Source organism: Clostridium estertheticum subsp. estertheticum (genome assembly GCF_001877035.1).
Taxonomy (GTDB): Bacteria; Bacillota; Clostridia; order Clostridiales; family Clostridiaceae; genus Clostridium_AD; species Clostridium_AD estertheticum.
In genome coordinates this window covers 4,694,020-4,716,668 of sequence record NZ_CP015756.1, presented here as the reverse complement: position 1 = coordinate 4,716,668, position 22,649 = coordinate 4,694,020, and the positions used below count along the sequence as shown (strand labels likewise).

The 22,649-nt window shown below is 32.1% G+C and carries 25 protein-coding genes; 22 read left to right on the top strand and 3 right to left on the bottom strand.

All coding sequences use genetic code 11. The features are described 5' to 3' along the window. Positions 1–51 precede the first annotated feature (51 nt). From A7L45_RS22005 to A7L45_RS21940, 14 genes are all read left to right on the top strand, one after another. Complete coding sequence (locus A7L45_RS22005) at positions 52–1,125, top strand: NAD(P)H-dependent flavin oxidoreductase (RefSeq protein ID WP_071614753.1); 1,074 nt, start codon at positions 52–54, stop codon at positions 1,123–1,125. A gap of 147 nt (positions 1,126–1,272) precedes the next feature. Continuing rightward, a complete protein-coding gene (locus A7L45_RS22000; RefSeq protein WP_071614752.1) occupies positions 1,273–1,725 on the top strand; it encodes a MarR family winged helix-turn-helix transcriptional regulator in 453 nt (150 codons plus the stop codon). Between the two features lie 18 nt (positions 1,726–1,743). Continuing rightward, positions 1,744–2,727, top strand: coding sequence for a beta-ketoacyl-ACP synthase III (locus A7L45_RS21995; protein ID WP_071614751.1), 984 nt, complete (start codon positions 1,744–1,746; stop codon positions 2,725–2,727). Positions 2,728–2,747: 20 nt separating this feature from the next. Beyond that, on the top strand, positions 2,748–2,978 hold the full coding sequence (gene acpP / locus A7L45_RS21990) for an acyl carrier protein (protein WP_071614750.1): 231 nt from the start codon (positions 2,748–2,750) through the stop codon (positions 2,976–2,978). Between the two features lie 173 nt (positions 2,979–3,151). Continuing rightward, a complete protein-coding gene (gene fabK, locus A7L45_RS21985; protein WP_071614749.1) occupies positions 3,152–4,084 on the top strand; it encodes an enoyl-[acyl-carrier-protein] reductase FabK in 933 nt (310 codons plus the stop codon). 88 nt (positions 4,085–4,172) lie between these two features. Then, complete coding sequence (gene fabD, locus A7L45_RS21980) at positions 4,173–5,108, top strand: ACP S-malonyltransferase (RefSeq protein WP_071614748.1); 936 nt, start codon at positions 4,173–4,175, stop codon at positions 5,106–5,108. Positions 5,109–5,159: 51 nt separating this feature from the next. Continuing rightward, on the top strand, positions 5,160–5,900 hold the full coding sequence (gene fabG, locus A7L45_RS21975) for a 3-oxoacyl-[acyl-carrier-protein] reductase (protein ID WP_071614747.1): 741 nt from the start codon (positions 5,160–5,162) through the stop codon (positions 5,898–5,900). Positions 5,901–5,952: 52 nt separating this feature from the next. After that, positions 5,953–7,194 carry a beta-ketoacyl-ACP synthase II gene (gene fabF / locus A7L45_RS21970; RefSeq protein WP_071614746.1) on the top strand — a complete coding sequence of 414 codons (1,242 nt, stop codon included), beginning with the start codon at positions 5,953–5,955 and terminating at the stop codon, positions 7,192–7,194. Positions 7,195–7,196: 2 nt separating this feature from the next. Next, positions 7,197–7,706 carry an acetyl-CoA carboxylase biotin carboxyl carrier protein gene (gene accB, locus A7L45_RS21965; protein WP_071614745.1) on the top strand — a complete coding sequence of 170 codons (510 nt, stop codon included), beginning with the start codon at positions 7,197–7,199 and terminating at the stop codon, positions 7,704–7,706. 68 nt (positions 7,707–7,774) lie between these two features. Beyond that, the gene (gene fabZ / locus A7L45_RS21960) at positions 7,775–8,230 is read left to right on the top strand and encodes a 3-hydroxyacyl-ACP dehydratase FabZ (RefSeq protein WP_071614744.1); all 456 of its coding nucleotides are present in this window, start codon (positions 7,775–7,777) and stop codon (positions 8,228–8,230) included. Between the two features lie 51 nt (positions 8,231–8,281). Continuing rightward, positions 8,282–9,628 carry an acetyl-CoA carboxylase biotin carboxylase subunit gene (locus A7L45_RS21955; RefSeq protein WP_071614743.1) on the top strand — a complete coding sequence of 449 codons (1,347 nt, stop codon included), beginning with the start codon at positions 8,282–8,284 and terminating at the stop codon, positions 9,626–9,628. A 113-nt stretch (positions 9,629–9,741) separates the two neighbouring features. After that, positions 9,742–10,602, top strand: coding sequence for an acetyl-CoA carboxylase, carboxyltransferase subunit beta (accD, locus tag A7L45_RS21950; RefSeq protein WP_071612846.1), 861 nt, complete (start codon positions 9,742–9,744; stop codon positions 10,600–10,602). Between the two features lie 43 nt (positions 10,603–10,645). Beyond that, a complete protein-coding gene (locus A7L45_RS21945; RefSeq protein ID WP_071614742.1) occupies positions 10,646–11,596 on the top strand; it encodes an acetyl-CoA carboxylase carboxyltransferase subunit alpha in 951 nt (316 codons plus the stop codon). Positions 11,597–11,720: 124 nt separating this feature from the next. After that, a complete protein-coding gene (locus tag A7L45_RS21940) occupies positions 11,721–12,602 on the top strand; it encodes a DegV family protein (RefSeq protein ID WP_071614741.1) in 882 nt (293 codons plus the stop codon). A gap of 131 nt (positions 12,603–12,733) precedes the next feature. Here the strand turns inward: A7L45_RS21940 and A7L45_RS21935 are convergent, their stop codons facing one another. Then, positions 12,734–12,880 carry a small, acid-soluble spore protein, alpha/beta type gene (locus A7L45_RS21935; protein WP_071614740.1) on the bottom strand — a complete coding sequence of 49 codons (147 nt, stop codon included), beginning with the start codon at positions 12,878–12,880 and terminating at the stop codon, positions 12,734–12,736. A 172-nt stretch (positions 12,881–13,052) separates the two neighbouring features. Here A7L45_RS21935 and proC point away from each other — a divergent pair, with 172 nt between their 5' ends. The 7 genes from proC (at position 13,053) to A7L45_RS21900 (ending at position 19,558) form a co-directional block, all read left to right on the top strand. After that, positions 13,053–13,862, top strand: a complete 810-nt coding sequence (proC, locus tag A7L45_RS21930) for a pyrroline-5-carboxylate reductase (protein ID WP_071614739.1) — start codon at positions 13,053–13,055, stop codon at positions 13,860–13,862. 125 nt (positions 13,863–13,987) lie between these two features. Then, positions 13,988–15,244, top strand: coding sequence for a hypothetical protein (locus tag A7L45_RS21925; RefSeq protein WP_071614738.1), 1,257 nt, complete (start codon positions 13,988–13,990; stop codon positions 15,242–15,244). Between the two features lie 129 nt (positions 15,245–15,373). Next, complete coding sequence (locus tag A7L45_RS21920) at positions 15,374–16,099, top strand: ABC transporter ATP-binding protein (protein WP_071614737.1); 726 nt, start codon at positions 15,374–15,376, stop codon at positions 16,097–16,099. Further along, complete coding sequence (locus A7L45_RS21915; RefSeq protein ID WP_071614736.1) at positions 16,086–16,838, top strand: ABC transporter permease; 753 nt, start codon at positions 16,086–16,088, stop codon at positions 16,836–16,838. Before A7L45_RS21920 ends, A7L45_RS21915 begins: the two co-directional genes overlap by 14 nt. A gap of 19 nt (positions 16,839–16,857) precedes the next feature. Then, a complete protein-coding gene (locus tag A7L45_RS21910) occupies positions 16,858–18,309 on the top strand; it encodes a sensor histidine kinase (RefSeq protein ID WP_071614735.1) in 1,452 nt (483 codons plus the stop codon). Then, positions 18,306–19,001 (top strand): response regulator transcription factor, encoded by a 696-nt coding sequence (locus tag A7L45_RS21905; protein ID WP_071614734.1) that lies wholly within the window; start codon positions 18,306–18,308, stop codon positions 18,999–19,001. Before A7L45_RS21910 ends, A7L45_RS21905 begins: the two co-directional genes overlap by 4 nt. A gap of 284 nt (positions 19,002–19,285) precedes the next feature. After that, entirely contained in the window at positions 19,286–19,558 is a 273-nt protein-coding gene (locus A7L45_RS21900; RefSeq protein ID WP_071614733.1) for a hypothetical protein, read from the top strand. A gap of 41 nt (positions 19,559–19,599) precedes the next feature. Here A7L45_RS21900 and A7L45_RS21895 read toward each other — a convergent pair whose 3' ends face one another. After that, complete coding sequence (locus tag A7L45_RS21895; RefSeq protein WP_071614732.1) at positions 19,600–20,718, bottom strand: HD-GYP domain-containing protein; 1,119 nt, start codon at positions 20,716–20,718, stop codon at positions 19,600–19,602. Between the two features lie 371 nt (positions 20,719–21,089). On the opposite strand from A7L45_RS21895, the gene A7L45_RS21890 reads away from it, so the two are divergent. Then, a complete protein-coding gene (locus A7L45_RS21890) occupies positions 21,090–21,953 on the top strand; it encodes a methionyl aminopeptidase (RefSeq protein ID WP_071614731.1) in 864 nt (287 codons plus the stop codon). Between the two features lie 99 nt (positions 21,954–22,052). On the opposite strand, the gene A7L45_RS21885 is transcribed toward A7L45_RS21890, so the two are convergent. After that, on the bottom strand, positions 22,053–22,397 hold the full coding sequence (locus tag A7L45_RS21885; protein ID WP_071614730.1) for a protease inhibitor I42 family protein: 345 nt from the start codon (positions 22,395–22,397) through the stop codon (positions 22,053–22,055). Between the last annotated feature and the right edge of the window lie 252 nt (positions 22,398–22,649).

The following is a 22,649-nucleotide window of genomic DNA, read 5'->3' as shown; positions in this document are numbered from 1 at the left end:
TACTTTGACTATCAAACTAGTTGAAAATCTAAGCAAAGGGAGAGGATAATTATGAAGTTACCTCCTTTAAAAATTGGAGAATTAATAGCACGTATTCCTATAATTCAGGGTGGTATGGGAGTGGGAGTATCTTTATCAAAGCTCGCATCAGCTGTTGCAAATGAGGGTGGAATTGGGATAATATCTACTGCCCAAATTGGATTTAATGAGGAAGACTTTGCAACTAATGCAAAGGAAGCAAACAAAAGAGCATTAAGAAATGAAATTAGGCGAGCTAGAGAATTAAGTCCTAAAGGTATAATTGGGATAAACATTATGGTAGCTATGAATAATTATGAAGAACTAACAACGGTAGCTTTAGAAGAAGGTATAGATTTAATAATATCTGGTGCAGGACTTGCACTTGATTTACCGAAAATAGCCAAAGGATTTAAAACAAAACTTGCGCCTATAGTATCATCAGCTAAGGCAGCTATAGTTATATCAAAAATGTGGGATAGAAAAAATAATTGTGCCGCAGATTTAATTGTTGTTGAAGGCCCAGAGGCTGGTGGTCATCTTGGTTTCTCTTTGGAATCGCTACTTGAGAAGAAGGCCCAAGATTTAAAGCAAATAGTTAAAGAAGTTATAGAGGCAATTAAACCTTTCGAAGAGAAATATAATAAAAAAATTCCTGTAGTAGCTGCTGGTGGAGTCTATACTGGTACTGATATTTCAGAATTAATGAAAATAGGTGCAGCTGGGGTACAAATGGCTACTAGATTTGTGGCTACTGATGAATGTGATGCTAGTTTAGCTTTTAAAATGGCATATATTAATTCAAAAGAAGGAGACATAAAGATAGTAAAAAGTCCGGTAGGTATGCCTGGGCGTGCCATTAACAATAATTTCATGAAAGTTGTAGAGGAAAAGGGTTGCAAAGTAAGCAAGTGTTATTTGTGCATTAAGAAATGTGACCCTAAAACTACACCTTATTGTATTACAGAAGCGCTTATACAAGCGGTAAGAGGGAACTTAGATAATGGTCTTATTTTCGTTGGAAGTAATGCTTACCGTGTAAATAAAATTGTGACCGTTAAGGAACTTATGACTGAACTTGTGGAAGAAGCAGAACGTTGTTTTTAGTTTATTATAAATAAAAACAAAATGTAAAAATTTTAACATTAATTGTAAAAATATTGACAAATTACAACTCCATAGATATACTTTGAGTATCAAAGTACATGAAAATATAAGTATATGGAAATCAATGTATGGGAAATGGTGGTAAATATGAGCAGATCTGTTGGGGTTGTAAATGAACTTTTAGTAGAGACCTTTAGTGACATATCCCAGATAGAACAGAGGGCACTTAAAGAAGGGGTTCTTAAGGACATATCTGTAACAGAAGTACATACTATTGATGCAATCGGAATGTATGAACACAGAACTATGTCCGAGGTCGCTCAGGATCTTAGAATAACGGTAGGGACACTTACAACCGCTATTAATAAACTTCTTAAAAAAGGGTATGTTGATAGAAAAAGGGGAGAAGAAGATAGAAGATCAGTAATGATCGCACTTACCAGAAAAGGAAAACTTGCCTACAGAATACATGATAGGTTTCATTCTAATATGGTACATGCAACTATCGATGGTCTAAACGAAGAAGAGGAAGAGGTATTAATAAAATCTCTTGAAAAATTAAATGACTTCTTCAAAAATAAATATAGATTAGAATATTAAGGAAGTGGGAGTTAAGCAATGAATGAAGTACAAATAATCGGGACGGGAAGTTATGCGCCTCTAAACATAATGACTAATCATGAGTTATCAAAAATTGTAGATACTTCTGATGAGTGGATAGTTTCTATGACAGGTATTAAGCAGAGACATATATCTACGGGAGAAAACACTTCAGATTTAGCTACAAAAGCAGCCAATGAAGCATTAGTGGATGCAAATATTAAAGCTGAAGATATAGACTTGATTATTGTTGCAAGTACTTCGCCAGATCAATTTGTACCAGCAACTGCATGTATAGTTCAAGGAAATATTGGAGCAGTTAATGCCATGGCTTTTGATATATCAGCAGCATGTACAGGGTTTATATTTGCCCTTAATATAGCAATGCAATTTCTTAAAACAGGTCAGCGAAAAAGAGCACTAATAATAGGGGCTGATGTATTATCAAAAATAGTTGATTGGACAGACAGAAACACTTGTATTTTATTTGGAGATGGAGCAGGGGCAGCAGTACTTGAAGCAGGAAGTGTTAGAGGAATAATTTCTGTAAATTCAGCTTCAGAAGGTCAAAAGGGAAAATTTTTGACATGTCCAACTGTAGATGTGAAAAATACATATACAAAAGGAAATGAAAATTTTAAAGCAACAATAAGTATGGATGGCAAGGAAATTTTTAAATTTGCAGTAAAAACTATTGCGAGTAGCATAAGTAGAATCTTAAATGAAAATAATTACACACTTGATGATATTAAGTATGTAGTTTGTCATCAAGCAAATTTTAGAATAATAGAATTTGTTGTTAGAAAATTGAAGGCTGATAAAGATAAATTTTTCGTCAATTTAGATAAGTATGGAAATACTTCAGCAGCAAGTATAGCCATAGCAATGGACGAAATGAATAAAGAAAATTTACTTACAGCTGGAGATAAAATTATACTTGTAGGCTTTGGTGGTGGATTAACCTACGGAGCTTCATTAATAGAATGGACAATGAATAAATAAAATCTTAGGAGGAATTAATAATGGTATTTGAAAAAGTTAAAAGTGTAATAGTTGAACAATTGGGAATAGACGAAGCAGAGGTTAAAATGGAGGCCAAATTTGCAGATGATTTAGGTGTAGATTCTCTTGAAATTTTTGAAATTGTTATGTCACTCGAAGAAGCATTTGAAATTGAAATACCAAATGAGGATATAGAAAATATTAAAGATGTACAGGGAATTGTTAAATATATTGAACAAAAACTTAAATAATATAAATTAAGAGTTAGATGATTGAAGAGCTGAACTACTAAGTATAAAAATTTAGTTTTATTCAGTATATTAAAAAGTATATATTACGTGAAATGTAGTTGTAGTAATATGTACTTTTTTTCTATAATTATCTGACTTTAATTATATGTTTTAAGGAATCAAGGAGGGGTAAAATGTTTAATTCCGTATTTTTTAAAGAGTTAGGTGTAAAGTATCCAATAATACAAGGTGGTATGGCTTGGGTTGCGGATAGTAGTTTAGCGTCTGCAGTATCTAATGCAGGAGGTCTCGGTATTATAGCAGCGGCCAATGCACCAACAGATTATATAAGGGATGAAATTAGAAAAGCTAAGAAGTTAACAGATAAATCTTTTGGAGTTAATATAATGCTTTTAAGTGATAATGCAGAAGAAATTGCACATCTTGTATGTGAAGAAGGTGTTAAGGTAGTTACTACGGGAGCGGGAAATCCAGGTAAATATATGGAACTTTGGAAGTCACATGGGATTAAAGTAATACCAGTAGTGGCTTCTGTTGCATTAGCAAAGCGTATGGAGAGAGCAGGAGCAGATGCAGTTATTGCAGAAGGTTGTGAATCTGGCGGGCATATTGGTGAACTTACAACTATGGCACTAGTTCCTCAAGTTGTTGATGCAGTTAGTATTCCAGTAATTGCAGCAGGTGGCATAGGCGATGGACGAGGAGTTGCAGCAGTATTTATGCTTGGAGTACAAGGAGTTCAAGTAGGAACAAGGTTCCTAGTAGCAAATGAATGTACAATACATGAAAATTATAAAAAGAAGATACTAGGTGCGAAGGATATAGATTCAGTAGTTACAGGAAGACCTACAGGACACCCTGTTAGGGTTTTAAAAAATAAATTATCGAGAAAATTCCAGAAACTTGAGAAAGAAAATGCTTCAATAGAGGATTTAGAGGAACTTGGACGAGGATGTTTACAAAGGGCAGTACAAGAAGGCGACATAGAGATGGGGTCTATTCTTGCAGGACAAATTGCGGGTCTTGTAAAAAGAGAACAAAGTTGCAAGGAAATTATCGAAGAAATGTTTACGCAAGCAGAGGAAGCCATTATAAAATTCAGATAAAATAATAATATTTTATATAGATTAAAGCCATAATATTCGGAGACGTAGCAATGACTAACTCTGAAAGTGATGATTAAGGAGATAAATTATGAGCAAAATTGCTTTTATTTTTCCGGGACAGGGAGCCCAATATATTGGTATGGGCAAGGAATTATTTGAAAATATAGAGGAATGCAAAAATATATTTAATATAGCGGATAAAGAACTTAATTTTGAATTAAGTAAACTTTGTTTTGAAGGTGAAATTGACGAGTTAAATATTACAGAAAATACTCAACCCGCTATTTTAACTGTTAGCATAGCAGCACTTATGGCATTACAAAAACATGGTATAAAGTGCGATGTGACTGCAGGACTTAGTCTTGGAGAGTACTCAGCACTTGTTTGCAGTGGAGCTATGGATTTTAAAGATGCTGTAAAGCTTGTTAAAAAGCGAGGTAGATTTATGCAAGAGGCGGTACCTGTAGGAATAGGTACTATGGCTGCTGTTATTGGACTTGAGACTTCTTTAGTTGAAGAATCATGTAACGAGGCAAAAGCTTCTGGGATAGTTGAAATTGCAAATTTGAATTGCCCGGGACAAATAGTAATTGCCGGGGAAATAGCGGCGGTAGAACTTGCATGTGAAAAAGCTAAGGAAAAAGGTGCTAAACGAGCTATAGTTTTATCTGTAAGTGCACCATTTCACTCGTCTATGCTAAAGCCGGCAGCGGAGAAGTTAGAAATCGAACTAAAAAATATAAGTTTTAATGATATAATTATTCCGTTAATGACGAATGTAAATGGTGATTATGTAAAAAATAAAGATGATATCAAAGATAATTTAAAACTTCAGGTTATGAGTTCTGTTTTATGGGAGACAATTATAAAAAGAATGATAAAAGATGGTGTTGATACTTTCGTAGAGATAGGACCTGGCAAAGTGTTAAGTGGTTTTGTTAAGAAAATAGATAGAAAACTTACAATTGTTAATATTGAAGATATGGATTCATTAAATAAAGCAGTAGAATTGCTTAAAATATAGGATTTATTAAAATCTAGAGTTATTATGAAAGATGTAAAGGAGCACGAATTGATGTTAAAAGGGAAAACAGCAGTGGTTACTGGAGCTAGTCGTGGTATTGGAAGAGCTATAGCATTAAAACTTGCAAAACATGGAGCAAATGTAGTTGTTAATTATAGAAATAGCGTTGACGCAGTGCAGGAGGTAGTTAAAGAAATAGAGGATTTAGGGGTCAAGGTACTCGCAATTCAAGCTGATATAAGTAGTTATGATGATGTAGAAAACATGATAAAAAAATCTGTTGAAGAATTCGGTAGCATAGATATTCTAGTTAATAATGCAGGTATAACAAAAGATGGTCTTTTGATGAGAATGAAAGAAGCGGATTTTGATAGCGTTATAGATATTAATCTAAAAGGTGCTTTTAATTGCACAAGGCATGTAGCGGCTATAATGCTTAAGCAAAGAAGTGGAAGAATAATAAACATATCTTCAGTTTCTGGGATTACAGGAAATGCAGGGCAGGTAAATTATTCAGCTGCAAAGGCGGGTATAATAGGAATGACAAAGTCTGTAGCTAGAGAATTTGGAGGTAGGGGAGTTACTTGCAATGCAGTAGCGCCAGGATATATTCAAACAGACATGACTGAAGATTTGTCAGCTAAAGTAAAAGATACTATAATGGGCACTATTCCATTAAAGAGACTTGGAAGGCCAGAAGATGTTGCAAATTTAGTAGCATTTTTAGCAACAGACGAAGCTGCGTATATAACAGGTCAAGTTATAAATGTGGATGGTGGAATGGCAATGTAGCATCTAAAGATGATTCATCACCTTAAGGTGATGATAAAGGAGGATTTACTTTATGAAAAATAGAGTCGTTATAACAGGTATGGGAGCAGTTACTCCTATAGGAAATGATGTAAATAGTTTTTGGGATAATATAAAAAAAGGAACTTGCGGCGTAGATGTAATTAAGTCTTTTGATGTTACGGATTTTAAATGTAAACTGGCTGCAGAGGTTAAAGATTTTGATGTAACTGTAGCGCTTGGCATTAGAGAAGCTAGAAAAATGGATATGTATTGTCAATATGCAATGGTTGCAGCGAAAGAAGCAGTTGAAAACTCTGGACTAGATTTAGAAAACGAGGACAGTGAAAAAATAGGGGTAATAGTTGGTTCCGGTATTGGTGGAATCAGTACAATTGAGAGAGAACATGCAAAGCTTATGGAAAAGGGACCGGGTAAAGTTACACCTTACCTAATACCTATGATAATCGGCAACATGGCAGCTGGAAATATAGCAATAAAGTATGGCGCTAAAGGTATGTGTTATAGTGTAGTTACTGCTTGTGCTACAGGAACCAATGCAATCGGAGATGCTTTTCATTTAATTCAAGATGGTAGAGCAGATATAATAATAGCTGGAGGATCAGAAGCGTCTATAAGTCCACTTGCTTTAGCGGGTTTTATACAGTTAACAGCTTTAAGCAAAAGTGAGGATCCTTTAAGAGCATCGATTCCTTTTGATAAAGAGAGAAATGGTTTTATTATGGGAGATGGTGCAGGTATAGTTATACTTGAATCTTTAGAGCATGCTCAAAAGAGAAATGCTAAAATATATGCAGAGGTTAATGGTTATGGATCAACTTGTGATGCATACCACATAACTTCACCAGCACCTGATGGAGAAGGAGCTGCAAGATCAATGGTAATGGCACTTAAAGATGGTAATATTAAGCCACAAGAAGTATCTTACATTAATGCACATGGAACAAGTACTCCATATAATGATAAATTTGAAACAATAGCCGTTAAATCTGTTTTTGGCGAATATGCTTATAAGATACCTATGAGTTCAACAAAGTCTATGACAGGACACCTTCTTGGAGCATCAGGAGCAATAGAGGCTATAGTATGTGTAAAAGCATTAGAAGAAGGGTTTGTTCCAGCAACTATAGGGTATAAAGTACCGGATGAAGATTGTGATTTAGATATTGTTCCAAACATAGGCCGAAAACAGCAGCTTAAATATGCAATGTCTAATTCTTTTGGATTTGGTGGTCATGATGCTACTATATTATTAAAAAAATGGGATGGTAGATAACTATGGATTATAAAAATATTCAAGATTTAATAAAAACTGTTAGTGATTCACAAATCACTTGTTTTGAAATTGAGACAGAGGGTATTAGGATAAAGATGGAGAAAAAAGAAGCACAGGTAGTAGTAGAAAGAATTCCTGAAAATGTTACACATATAGAGGCAGCTGTTCATGAACCATTGACTGGGAAAAATATAGAAATGCAAGAAGTGCATGCAGAAAAAACAGAAGATGAGGTTTCTAAAAATATAGTGAATACAATACCCGATGAAAACATATTTATAGTTAAATCACCTATTGTTGGAACTATGTATACTTCTCCAAGCGCTGAATCAAAGAATTTTGTGAAAGTTGGATCTATTGTTAAAGTGGGAGATACACTTTGTATATTAGAAGCTATGAAGCTTATGAATGAAATTGAAAGTGAAGTAGACGGAGAAGTTTTAGAAGTACTAGTTTCTAATGAAGATATGGTAGAGTACGGTCAACCATTATTTAAAATAATAAAGAACTAGTGCATAAAGGATAACTTAAAATCGACATTTATCTATTGATCTAATAATGCAGGAGGTGGAGGATTAACATGGAAAATATAGAAGCTATAAAAGGTATTACTTTAGATGTAAAACAAATTCAAAAAATTATTCCTCATAGATACCCATTTTTATTTGTAGATAAAATAGAGGAATTAGAACCAGGAAAAAGAGCAGTTGGGTATAAGAATATTACTATGAATGAGTACTTTTTCCAAGGTCATTTCCCGGAGGAGCCTATACTTCCCGGAGTAATTATTATTGAGGCTCTTGCACAAGTTGGGGCAGTCGCTCTTTTAAGTATGGAAGAGTATAAAGGTAAAATCGCTTATTTTGGTGGTATTAACAAAGCAAAATTCAAGAGAAAAGTTGTTCCAGGAGATGTACTTAAGCTTGAGGTAGAGATAATTAAAATGAAGGGACCTGTTGGAATAGGTCTTGGAATAGCGACAGTAAATGGAGTAAAGGCGGCACAAGCTGAAATTACGTTTGCGGTAGGTATTTAAAAAATTTAAACACTTTAGTAAATAATTTTAAGTATGGGGAAGGTAAACAATATGTTTAAGAAGATATTAATTGCTAATAGAGGCGAGATAGCGGTAAGAATAATTAGGGCATGTAATGAAATGGGTATCCAAACTGTTGCAGTATATTCCGAGGTTGATAAGGAAGCTCTTCATACCCAAATGGCAGATGAGGCTATATGTATTGGACCTGCTAAATCTAAGGATAGTTATCTAAATATGCAAAATATATTAAGTGCTACAGTTCTTACAGGTGCTGAGGCGATCCATCCTGGTTATGGATTTTTATCTGAAAATAGTAAGTTTGCACAAATGTGTGAGGAATGTAATATAAAATATATAGGCCCTAATTCACAAAATATTGATAACATGGGCAACAAATTAAAGGCAAGAGAAATTATGATAAAAGCCGGAGTGCCTGTTGTTCCTGGATCAGATGGAGAGATTGCCTCTGAAACAGATGCTTTAGAATCAGCTGAGAAAATAGGATACCCTGTAATGATAAAGGCTTCAGCAGGAGGTGGAGGACGAGGTATAAGAGTTGTTAGCAAAGTAGAAGATCTCGCATCCGCATTTAATACTGCGAAAACCGAGGCGGAAACTAATTTTGGCGATGGAACAATGTATATGGAAAAATTTATAGAAGAACCAAGACATATAGAGTTTCAAATACTCGCAGATGAGCATGGAAATGTGATTCATCTTAATGAGCGAGATTGTTCTATTCAAAGACGTAATCAAAAGGTAATAGAAGAGGCCCCCGGAGCCGGAATGACGCAGGAACTTAGAAAACAGATGGGCGAGGTTGCAATTAAAGCAGCTAAATCTATTAATTATAAAAACGCGGGAACTATAGAATTTTTGCTTGATAAATATGGTAAATACTATTTCATGGAAATGAATACGCGTATACAAGTGGAGCACCCAATAACAGAAATGATTACTGGGATAGATTTGGTTAAAGCACAAATAATAATTGCAGCAGGTCAAGTGCTTCCATACAAACAAGATGATATAAAAATCATTGGTCATGCTATTGAATGTAGAATAAATGCAGAAAATCCCAATAAAAACTTTATGCCTTGTCCAGGGGTCATTAAATCACTTCATATTCCTGGCGGATATGGAGTAAGGGTAGATAGCGCAGCGTATCAGGGATATAAAATTCCACCGACTTATGACTCTATGATAGGAAAGCTTATTGTTCATGGAAAAGATAGAGATGAAGCAATCTGTAAAATGAGAAGAGCGCTTGGTGAATTTATAATAGAAGGAGTCGATACTAATATAGACTTCCAATTTAAGATAGTAAATAATAAAGGTTTTATAAAAGGTAAATTTGATACTGGTTTTATTAGTAAAGAATTTAAAAATATTTAAAGTAGCTGAATGTATACTGGAATTTATTACTTAAAAGTTTTATACTATGATAGTAGTATTTATTATATATGCTATAAATTGAAGTGGGTATATTTTTAGAAAGGGGTAGTTATATGTTTGAGTTTAAACGTATATTTAAAAAGAGTAAATATATTGAGGTTAAAAATTTAGAAAATGAAGATGGCGATAAAAAACCTAATATCCCTTCAGGAATGTGGGTTAAATGCGAAACCTGTGGTAAAATTCTTTATAAAAAGGATTTGGAGAGTAGCATAATGACCTGTGATAATTGTAGAACCCATTTCAGAATAGGGTGTCGCGAAAGAATAGATTATACCATAGATAAAGGTACTTTTAAAGAATATGATGAATTTATGATATCAGGTAACCCTATAGATTTTAAGGGATATACGGAGAAACTTCAAACTATACGTGATAAAACTTTATTAAACGAAGCAGTAATAACCGGAGAAGGAAAGATAAACGGGCAAGATACGCTAATTGCGGTGATGGATAGTAATTTTATGATGGGAAGTATGGGCTCTGTAGTTGGAGAGAAAATTACGAGGGTTATTGAAAAAGCAACAGAGAGCAAAAAACCAATTATTATATTTACAGCCTCAGGGGGAGCTAGGATGCAGGAGGGTATATTTTCTCTAATGCAAATGGCTAAAACAAGTGCTGCTATTGCAAGACATAATGAAAGCGGTAACCTTTATATAACTGTTCTTACAGACCCAACCACAGGTGGAGTTACAGCAAGTTTCGCAACTCTTGGAGATATAATCCTTGCAGAGCCTAATGCACTAATAGGTTTCGCAGGAAAAAGAGTTATAGAGCAGACATTAAAGCAGCAATTGCCTGAGGGGTTTCAAAGGGCCGAATTTTTGCTTGAGAAGGGTTTTATAGACAAAATAGTGGATAGAAAAGTTATGAAGGAAACTTTAGCGCAGATATTGAAACTTCATTTATAGCACCGACAGAAAGACAAAAGTAATACATAAGGAGTGAAATTTTATGGTAACTTTACCTTTTGAAAAGAACATGTATGAACTTAAAAGTAAAATAGATGAGCTAAAAAATTTAGCAAAAGATCAAAATATGGATTTAGATAAAGAGATAAGACAGATGGAAATAAAGCTCTATAATATGCAAAAGGAAGCCTATAAAAATTTAACTGCTTGGGATAAAGTAAGTATTGCAAGGCTAGTGGAACGTCCGACTGCTCTTGATTATATAAATAAAATTTTTGATTCATTTATTGAGTTACATGGCGATAGGTATTATGGAGACGATGCTTCAATTGTGGGTGGAATCGCAGAGTTTAATGGTATACCTGTAACTGTTATAGCGCAGCAAAAGGGAAATAACACAAAGGAAAATATAAAGAGAAATTTTGGTATGCCAAATCCTGAAGGATATAGAAAAGCTTTAAGACTTATGAAACAGGCAGAAAAATTTAAAAGACCTGTTATTTGTTTTGTTGATACTCCGGGGGCATATTGTGGATTAGGTGCAGAAGAAAGAGGTCAAGGTGAAGCAATAGCTAGAAATCTTATGTATATGTCAACTTTAAAAACACCAATAATTTCAATAGTCATTGGTGAAGGTGGAAGTGGTGGAGCTTTAGCAATGGCTGTAGCGGATGAAGTTTGGATGCTCGAACATGCAATTTACTCTATTTTATCACCAGAAGGTTTTGCTAGTATATTATATAAAGATGCAAGTCTTGCGGGTGAAGCAGCGAGTGCCATGAAAATAACAGCTCAGGATTTGATAAATTACGAAATAATAGATAGAATTATAAAAGAACCTCTAGGCGGAGCACATACTAATATAGATGAGATGTCAATTAGTATTAAACGCAATTTAGAGGAAGCAATTGGTAGATTAAAATGTGAATCAATAGAATCCCTTCTTACCAAGAGATATTATAAGTTTAGAAAGATTGGTAAGGTAGTAGAATAATTAGTAATTTTCACTTCAATTAATCTAGGAAAAGTATATTTGCTTTTCTTTTTTTGTATAGAGGTGTATATATAGAATAAAAAGTAAAAATAATATTTAAAGTATGGCAAAGGGGATTTAATTTATGAGTAAAACACATAGTGAAATAATTCTAGTAATAGATTCAGGATGCGATTTACCATTAGAATATATCAAACAGGATAATATAATACCATTAGGGTTGATTTGTAACTTTAAAGGTGAAGCAATAGAAGATGATTTTGGAGAGAAATTTATCCGCAAAGATTTTTATGATGCTTTAAGGCAGGGGGAAACGCCTAGTACATCACAAATTAATAGCCAAATATATTTAGATGTATTTAAAAAGTATGTTTTACTAAAAAAGTCTATAATATATATTGCATTGTCTTCTGCGTTAACTGGAACTATTAATAGCGCAAATATAGCAAGAGAAACTATACTTGAAGATTTTCCGGATGCTGATATAAGAATAGTAGATAGTAAATGTGCAAGCCTGGGACAGGGACTTTTAACATATTATGCATATGAAATGTTGAAGAGTGGAAAATCTACAGGAGAGATAGTTAGATGGCTTGAGGAGAATAAACTGAGAATAAATCATTGGTTTACGGTTAATGATTTAAATCATTTAAAAAGAGGTGGAAGGATATCTAGTTCTGCAGCAGCTGTTGGTACATTACTAAATATAAAACCTGTTTTATTTGTTGACAACGAAGGTAGGCTTATACCATTCTCTAAGTGTAGGGGAAGAAAAAAAGCAATAAGTACTTTAGTACAAAAGTTTAAGGAAAAGTCAGATCCAAGCATTAAGCAAGTTATTGCAATAAGTCATGGAGATTGCCTTCAAGATGCATTAGCTTTAGAATTATTACTTAGAGAAAATGGAAATGTTAAGGATGTTATTTTAAATTATGTTGGTACGGCAGTAGGGTCACATGTAGGACCAGAGATGTTAGGAATATTTTTTATAGCGAATGAAAGATAAAAGATATGATATTTTAATAGTAATAAATCGCAATTATAATAACACATCATATATTAATATAAGATCATTATAATATAGTAAAAGGAAGATGTAATAGGGCATCTTCCTTTTGCTTTAGGGATATTTAAAAATTATTTTGTTTCTTTTCCTAATTTTTTAGATTCTTTAGAAACACCTATTTCATTAGCAGTTTCCATTCTCATTTTATCTAATTCTTTTTTCGTTTTTTGACTAGCTTTTTTATTGTCTTTACTGTTTTTGTTGTCTTTATGTGACATATAAAGAGCCTCCTTATATTTTAAGAGCACACAATAATTATTAATCCATTACTCTTAATATTAAACATTTCAATATTAGTATAACCAAATTATATATTATTATAATATATAATGTTACTTCCAATGATATAATACTATTATTAAATAAATTTACATTGGAGGAGTTATTGGTATGGATAAAACAATAGGATTTATAGGCTGTGGGAATATGGCAAGAGCTATGATAAGTGGAATAGTTAAATCAAATTTAGTCCCTAGCGAAAATATAATAGCAAGTAATCCATCGGATAAAAATTTAAGTAAGGTAAAAGAAGAACATAATATTATAGTAACAAATGATAACATAGAAGTTGCAAAGTTTTCTAATATAGTAATACTTGCTGTAAAGCCTTATAAATACATTGATGTAATTGAGGAAATAAAACCATATTTAAAGAAGGCTGTGGTTATAGTAACTATTGCAGCAGGAATAACTTTAGATCGTATGAGTAATTTATTAGGGGAGAAAGCAAAAATTATAAGAACTATGCCTAATACTCCAGCGCTTGTTTCTGAGGGGATGAGTGCTCTTTGTTCAAATATAAATATAACTCATGATGAATTACAAGATGTATTAAAAATATTTGAAAGCTTTGGAAAGGTAGAAATATTAGAGGAAAAACTTATTGACGTGGTTCCGTCGGTTAGTGGTTCATCTCCGGCTTATGTGTATATGTTTATTGAAGCCCTAGGAGATGGTGCAGTACTTCAAGGAATGCCAAGAGGCAAAGCTTATAAAATGGCAGCACAGGCAGTACTAGGCGCTGCTAAAATGGTACTTGAGACTGGTGAACATCCAGGTAAACTTAAAGATGATGTATGTTCACCAGGTGGAACTACTATAGAGGCAGTTTACACATTAGAAAAGAATAATTTTAGAGGTACTGTAATTTCAGCTATGGAGAGTTGCACGGAGAAGGCAATAAAAATGGGTAAAAATTAAATGAATAGAGTTTATAATTTGTTTATAATTTGTTTATAGAAAGTAGAGACATGTACATTAAAATAGAATTATGAAAGGCTTTCATGTTAAAAAGCAAATTTATAACAAAGAGGAGATTAAATAAAATGAAGTTAAATAAGAAAACAGCTGTAATTGTAAGTTTTGCTCTAGGTAGTGTAATGTTTGCAACTACTGCTATGGCCCAAGTATTAACTAAAAGTGGATATGATGAGCTTAAGGATTCGCTTAAATATACAGCAGAAAGTGCTACAACTAAATTAACAAGCTATACGGGAGATATGTCAATTATTATAAAGGACAATGGTAAGGTAGTTTATTCTGACGATTCTCTTAGTAAAGTTGATGTATCAAAGGGAGCTAAAGAAACTGTAACAACAAGACTTGATGGCTTGAAAAAAACTGAGGGTTATAATTACTCCGATAAAAATGGTTATATAAATAAAAGTGATGAACAAAAAATTTATTATATAACTGATGCCACAAAACCTAGTGATGCGATATCTTCAAGCAATCCGTTTAAAGACGAGGGAGCGGATGATATGGAAAAAATTGCAGATGCTGTCGTTGGTAACCTAAAAGATGCAGTTGTGGTTAAGCAAAATGCAGATGGTAGTAAGACTTTATCCGGTTCTTTAAGTGAGGCGCAAATACCATCCATTATTAATGCAGTTGTATCTCTTGAATCTAAGAATGTATTTGGTAATAGATTTAATAACTCTAATAATGAGAGTAGTGTAGCTAAAATAACAAGTGATGTATTTGTAAAAGAAGTTAAAGGAAATATGGTAACAACTAAGGATGGACTTATTCAAACTGTTCTTGGCACTGGGTTAATTTCTGGTAAAGATGCAAAAGGCGTAGAACATAAGTTAACCTTTGAGTTACTAGCAAAAATGACGGATGTTAACGCAACTAAAGTTAGTAGACCTGATTTAACGGGTAAGAAAGTAGTGAAGAATGTAGACATAGATAGTACTAAATTAACCAATCCCGGCAAATATATAGGGAAATATAAAACGGATATTTTATTAGATAAGGGAGCAAAATTTGAAAAAATAGGTGAACAGTTTATAGATATTAATGCAGTAGACGATAATAGTATTAGTGGAAGATATTATGAACAGTATGTAAAGGGATATGAAGAATATGTAACTGACAAAAAAGACTTTAAGTTTAGTGCTAAATTTAGTGATAAAAATAATAAATATAATGGTACTTTTAGTAGTACTGATTCTTCAAATAAAAAGACCGAAGGAAGGATATATATTAACCAACAATCAGCAGAAATAGGATTTAGCATAAATGGAGCTATAAATGGAGAAAAAATTACGGATGATATGTTCAGTAAAACATTCAACTAATAATATATAAATTTATGCTTATTATAATAGGAGACTCTAGGACAAAATGTATATATTAGTGGAGTCTCCTTTTATGAATTGACTGGAGAACTAATTTCAGTATATGAAGGTGTATTTGGGGGGAAATAAATGGAGAAAGTAATTGAGATTAAAAACCTTTCCAAGGTATATAAAAATGGAAGAGGGATAACAGATATAAATCTTGATATACATAAAGGGGAGATTTTTGGATTTCTAGGACCTAATGGTGCTGGGAAAACTACTGCTATGAAAATTATGACTGGACTTATAAGACCAGACAGTGGGGATGTGAAAATCTTAGGACATAGTATACTAGAGGATTATGAACAAGTAATGAAAAAAGTCGGGTGCATTATAGAAACAGCAGAAACCTATTCATACCTAACAGCTTATGAGAACCTAAGGCAAGTCTCAAGATATTATAAGGATGTTGATGATCAGAGAATTGATGAGGTTTTAGAGCTAACAGGTATTCTCAAATACAGAAATGAGAAACCTAGAAAATTCTCGCTTGGAATGAAACAAAGACTAGGAATTGCAGCAGCCATTTTAGCAAGGCCAGAGGTAATTATATTAGATGAACCTTTAAATGGACTTGATGTTGAGGGTATGATTGCTATGAGAAATATAGTGAAGGACCTTGCAGAAAAGGAAAATACAACATTTTTTATATCAAGTCATCTTATTCACGATGTTGAACTTACTTGTACTCATATTGGTGTGTTATACAATGGGAAAATGCTTAATGTTGATACTATGAAGAATATATTAAAAAATTATTCAACACTTGAAAATTATTTTGTTAGTGAGGTAGAGCGAAATGGTAGAATTTAAAGCTGCTTTAATAAATGAGATTGAGAAATTATATAAAAGAAAAAAAATTATTGTCGCAGTAATCATATCAATTATTGTAATTATTCTTGGACAGTTATCTATGGTGGTTTTGAGATCTGGGTTTGGACTACGCGGAGTTTCCAGCATGGAATTTCCTATACTGGTTCTCTCAGTAGTTGTAAATACAATATTACCTTTATTTACTGCTCTTGTTACAATTGAGAGTTTCTCAGGGGAGTTTTCACAGAACACTATGAAAATTGTACTAACAAGACCCATCTCACGGTTCAAATTTTATGCATCAAAGTTAATTGCAATTATGTTATTTATCATAGCGAATCTTTTATTTATAATGATTTTTTCAATAATTGCTGGTTGTCTTTTTAATTCAAATTCAGCTACATTTAGTAGCGTTATTAAAATTCTAGTTTCATATATTGTAACCCTGATTCCTATGGTGATATTATCAATAATAATTGCATTTTTTGCAAATATAATTAAAAGTGGTATAGGCGTGTTTTTTCTGTCTATTTTTGTTTTTGTTATGTTTAAAGGATTAGGAGTAGTATTTTACAGATATTCGGGTATATTCATTACATCAATGATGAACTGGTATACGCTATTTACTATGGATACCGTACCTATTTTAAAAATCTTTCTTCAATTTATGATGATGATTAGTTATGGTATAATATTTTTTACAGCAGGATATTATATTTTTGACAAAAAGGAATTTTAAAGACATTTTGAGGTGAAAAATGAATATAAAAAAACGATTGATTTTTTCTAACACTGTAACTGTGATAGTTCCTTTTGTAATTACAATAGTAGCTGCGGTCTTATTTATTTTTATCTCTTCAACCATTTTTAAAAAGGACGTAGGTTATGGTAATTTTAAAAAGTTCATATTCATAAAGACCCAATTAGCTGATACTAGCAATATTGTACGTAATCAAAGTTCTTATAATATAGAGGATATAAAATATCAACAATATTTACATCAAAAGTTATCAACCATAAATGGAGAAATCATAATACTTAAAAACAATACTATTATTTTCACTTCAAAGGACGTAAATAAAATTGACATAGAGAAATGTTTAGTAGAAGCTAATACTAAATTTAAAAAAAAATTAGTAGAAATTGATGCTACATCTTACATGGTAGAAGTAGCTCCAATTAGTTTTAGTGATGGTAACAGAGGTAATGTCATATTACTTGCTCCAGTATTTAGGTATTCAAGCATTCTAGAAGAATTTATTATATTTATAGTTGCAATATTCCTTATATCATTTATAGCACTCAACATATATATGTCCTTTCTACTGTCTAAAAGGATAATAAAGCCCTTATCACTTTTAAGTATAGCTGTAGGAGAAATTAGTAAGGGTGATTTAAATCTAGAAATTATTGAAGTTGGAGATCAAGAAATTAAGAAGTTATGCGCTGATTTTGAAAAGATGAGAATACAACTTAAAGATTCTATCCGCCTCAAAATGAAGTATGACGAGAATAGGACAATGCTCGTTTCTAGTATATCACATGATCTTAAAACACCTATAACATCAATAAAAGGTTATGTTAATGGTATTTTGGATGGGGTTGCTAATACTCCTGAAAAGGCAGATCGATATTTAAAGACCATTTATTCAAAGGCTACGCAGATGGATATTATGATTAATGATTTGCTTTTATATTCCAAGTTAGATCTCAGTCAATTACCTTTTAATTTTGAAAACACAGATATTATGGATTACTTTAAATACTGTATTCATGAAAGTGCACCGGAGCTTGAAAAGTCGAACATAGAAATTTGTTTGGAAAACAATTTAGATGGTTTAAAATACGTTAAGATTGATAGAGAAAGATTAATGAGAGTGATACTAAATATTATTGATAATTCTCGTAAATATATGGATAAAGAGCAAGGTAAAATTACAATTATTCTTAGAGAAACTAATTCTAGCATTATAATTGAAATAAGGGATAATGGTTCTGGTATTGATGAAAATGATGTAAATAAAATTTTTGATAGATTTTACAGAGCAGATGCAGCGAGAAGTGAAGCAAATGGAAGTGGACTTGGACTTGCAATTGCAAAACAAATTGTAGAGGGACACGGTGGCACAATATGGGCTGTGAGTCATGAAAATGAAGGTACAAGTATTTTGATGTCATTTGGGAAAGTATCAAATAAAGGAGTATTATGAAAAAAATTTTAATTGTAGAAGATGATATAAGTATTGCTAGGCTTCAAAAAGACTATTTAGAGATTGAAGGGTTTGAAGTTAAAATATGTAATGATGGGGTAGCTGGATTAAATGCTCTGAAAACAGAGGAATTTGATTTGTTAATTCTTGATGTTATGCTTCCTAAAATTGATGGATTTACTATTTTGCGCAGTATTCAAGAGGAGAAGGAAATCCCAGTTTTAATGGTATCTGCGAAAAAAGATGATATTGACAAAATAAAAGGGCTCAGTCTTGGTGCTGATGACTATATTACAAAGCCATTTAACCCAAGTGAATTAGTTGCTAGAGTTAAATCACATATTCGAAATTACGAGCGAATAAAGAATAAATTTAACTCTGTCGTGAAAAGTAGCACTATTATAATAAGGGGACTAGAAATAAGAAAGGATTGTAGGCAGGTATTCGTAAATGGTATTGAAATAAGTTTAGCTCAAAAGGAGTTTGATTTATTACTTTATTTAGCAGAAAACCCTAATAGGGTATTTAGTAAAGTTGAATTATTTGAGAAAATATGGGGATATGATGCTTTATCAGATACTGCCACTGTAACAGTACATATCGGAAGAGTAAGGGAAAAAATAGAAAAATTTACATCTCAGCCTCAATATATTGAAACTGTTTGGGGAACTGGGTACAGGCTTAGGGTATAGATATATCCTAGGCTTTTATTTTTTTATTATCCTTAATATTTTAAGTGTTTAAAATTTTATGTATTAAGTTTGCTTGTAATAAAAATTACAAGCAAAACATATATATTTATTATGAAAATAAAACATATAAAACCTATTGACTAACGAACAAATGTTCGTTACAATATATACATAACATAATAAGACAAAATACTTTTAAAGTATTTATAAATATATAATTATTTCATCTTATAATAGTTTTAACGACATTTCAGAAGTAGATTATTGGACTGGGGGTAAAACAAATGGAAACAAAGGATTTATTGGTTAAAATAAATTATTCAAGAGAGGGTAATGACAGTTTAGCAATAACTTATGCTTCAAGTACCGATAAGATTAATCGTTCTTCTAAATATTTAATATGTGGGGGAATGTATAATAGAAATGGTGGAACTATAATGTTTAAGGCTAAGAATATAGAAGAAGCTGCAGAAATAGCTAATAATAATTTAGTAGTTAATGCAAGTTCTAATAAATACCAGTATCTTAAAAAGGATTATATAATAAATAACATATAGAAAATAGGTAGTTAAAAAAATATATTGGGTTACCGCAAATGTTAAACGGCAAACTCAATATTTTTAATTACAATATCTAATTGTGAAATGAGAGAAACAGTTGTGCCGACTTCATTAGAATTAGAATTTTTTCCTTTCTTTATAATTTTAACTTGTGGTCTTAAAGCAAAGTTAGGAAATACAGCCATAACTACACCGATGTCACCAGTGCTTAATTTGACCAGGGTTCCAGGGGGATAAGGAACAACTGCCTTAGAAAATACTTTAACCATTTCGTAATCAAACTGAGTATCACCATGAGAAAAAATATATTCCACAGCATCATTAGGGCACATGGCTTTGCTATAGGGCCTATCGGACGTAAGTGCATCATACACATCTGCAATAGCAACAATTCTAGCAAATTTATTTATTGATTTATTTTTTATGTTATCTGGATATCCGCACCCGTTTATTTTTTCATGGTGTTGAAGAGCAACAATTCTAGCAGGAGCAGATATTTCCAAACATCCTTTTAGAAAATCGTAACCTTTTGTGGTATGTTCTTTTATAGTTTTATATTCTTCATCAGTTAAGGGACCGGGTTTTAAAATTATTTGTTTTGGAATAAGAGTTTTGCCTATGTCATGTAGTAATGCGCCTATACATAAGGTATAAAGTTCATTTTGATTTAATTGTAATTGAACTCCTAATACTAGAGAAAGCACGGCTACGTTTACACTATGCTGATAAGTGTAATTATCCATACTTTTAATATCTACTAGGTTAATCATTACATTTTTTTTACTTATTATCTCGTCAATTATTTCTTTGGCAATATTTCCTATAGAGTCGAAATAGGTTCGTTTTTCTTTTGAAACTTTTTTTTCATCAATGTTAGTATTAGTAGAATATAAACTATATTTCTCAAAGCTATAAAAAGCCTCTTTTATAGCTTTAATAGCATGTTGACGTAACTCAGGTTTTATTACATCTTCAATTTCAGCTTCGTTGTATTCATCACTAATGTATATAGAGAAAATTTGTAAACGCCTTATACTTGTCAAGTAAAAATCTGTTAGTGCAACGCCTTCTCTTAATAGAATTCTTCCATCATTATCAAATATAGTTTTAGCCAAAAAATCTCCTGGTTTTGCAAATTCAATTGGTAAAAGTCTCATAATTATATCACATCCTAAATATAAAAAATTAAGTCACTTTAATGGATTTTTAATGAATATTAATATAAAATTTATTCTAGCACAAATAAATTGTTACAAAATGTATATGTATAATAATACATTTTACACTATTGTGAGCTAATACTACACTAATATTTATTAATTAGTGCACAAGAATTGTAAAGAAGAGGTATAATAGTAACTGTAATAAAAGATTAAATCATCAATAAAGCATATAGCCTTGATAATTTAAGGTTGCTTAAAGATAAGCATATACTTAGCATAATAAAAAATAACAAGTCTAAGATGCCTTATAACTAATTTGTAGTTAATATTGATGGTTAGAATAATTTTAGCTGGGAGGAAATGAAATGAATAAACTATCACGAAATGATGTGTGTTGGTGTGGAAGTGGCAAAAAATATAAAAAATGTCATATGGATCAAGACGTATTTATAAGCAACATAGAGGAGAAAGTTGGGTATACAATACCTAGAGATATCATGAAAACGCAGGAACAAATAGAAGGTATAAGAAAAAGTTGTAAACTAACTCATGATGTACTAGATATTGTTAGTGAGAGAATAAAAGTGGGAGTAACTACAGAGGAAATTAATACTTGGGTACATGAATATACGGTAGAGCATAATGCATACCCAGCACCATTAGGCTACGGTGGATTCCCCAAGAGTGTATGTACATCAATAAATGATGTAATATGTCATGGTATACCATGTGAAACTGTTCTAAAAGATGGCGATATAGTTAACGTAGATGTATCTTGCATATTAGACGGATATTACGGTGATGCTAGTAGAATGTATATAATAGGAGAGGGTTCAAAAGCATCAGTAGATTTGGTTCGTGTATCAAAGGAATGTCTAGATCTTGGCATAGAACAAGTGAAACCATTTAATACGCTTGGGGACATTGGAAATGCTATTCAGCAACATGCAGAAAGTCTTGGCTATTCTGTAGTTTATGATTATGGTGGTCATGGTGTTGGACTAGAATTCCATGAAGAACCATTTGTAGCTCATATAGGTAAAAAAGGTGAGGGTACAATATTATTACCTAATATGACGTTTACTATTGAGCCTATGATTAATATCGGGAGTCCAGATACAAGAGTACTTGATGATGATTGGACGGCGGTTACAACAGATGGCTCGTTGTCATCTCAATGGGAACATACCATACTTGTTACTCAAACAGGTTATGAGATATTAACCTAAGTTTTAAAGAAATTTTAGAAGGAAAGTCCACATTACATATGATGGACTTTCCTTTTTTTTAAAAGTTATTTTTGACTTAAGACACTTTAATGAATTGGACTACTCAACTTTTATTATGTATGTGAATTCATCTAAGGAGCAAGACTCTCTTTTCCAGCTCTTATAATAAGAAAAGGTTATTTTACATTCACCAAGATTCAAAGATTTAAATTTCCAGATGATTTGATTACTTCCACCTAAGATATTAGGTTTATTAAAATTAAATACTTTTTTCTCTTCCAATAGTACAATAGAAGGATCAGAAGTGGTGTAGTACCAGCAATATCCAGTTGCTGGGGATTCAGTAAGTTCAATAATCATATTCTCATTTATAGGTATAAGGTTTATAATCTTATGGCCTAAAACTATAGCATTTGACTTGAAATTATCATATTCGTAAGTCAAGTAAGTATCCTCCTTAATTATCACTTATGCAGATTTATTAATAAAATAGTATGAATGTAGTATTATTATTTCTTTTTTTTATATATTTATTCATGCAACAACAGTATCCTAAATGTCATTTTAGTAGCCAAATTTAACATTTTATATAAAAACAGTAAAATAACATATTTTATTGGTATAATGTATAGATATACAAATTTTAACATAAACATTGAAATGGTTTATTATATATTAATGGGATAAAGAATCTAG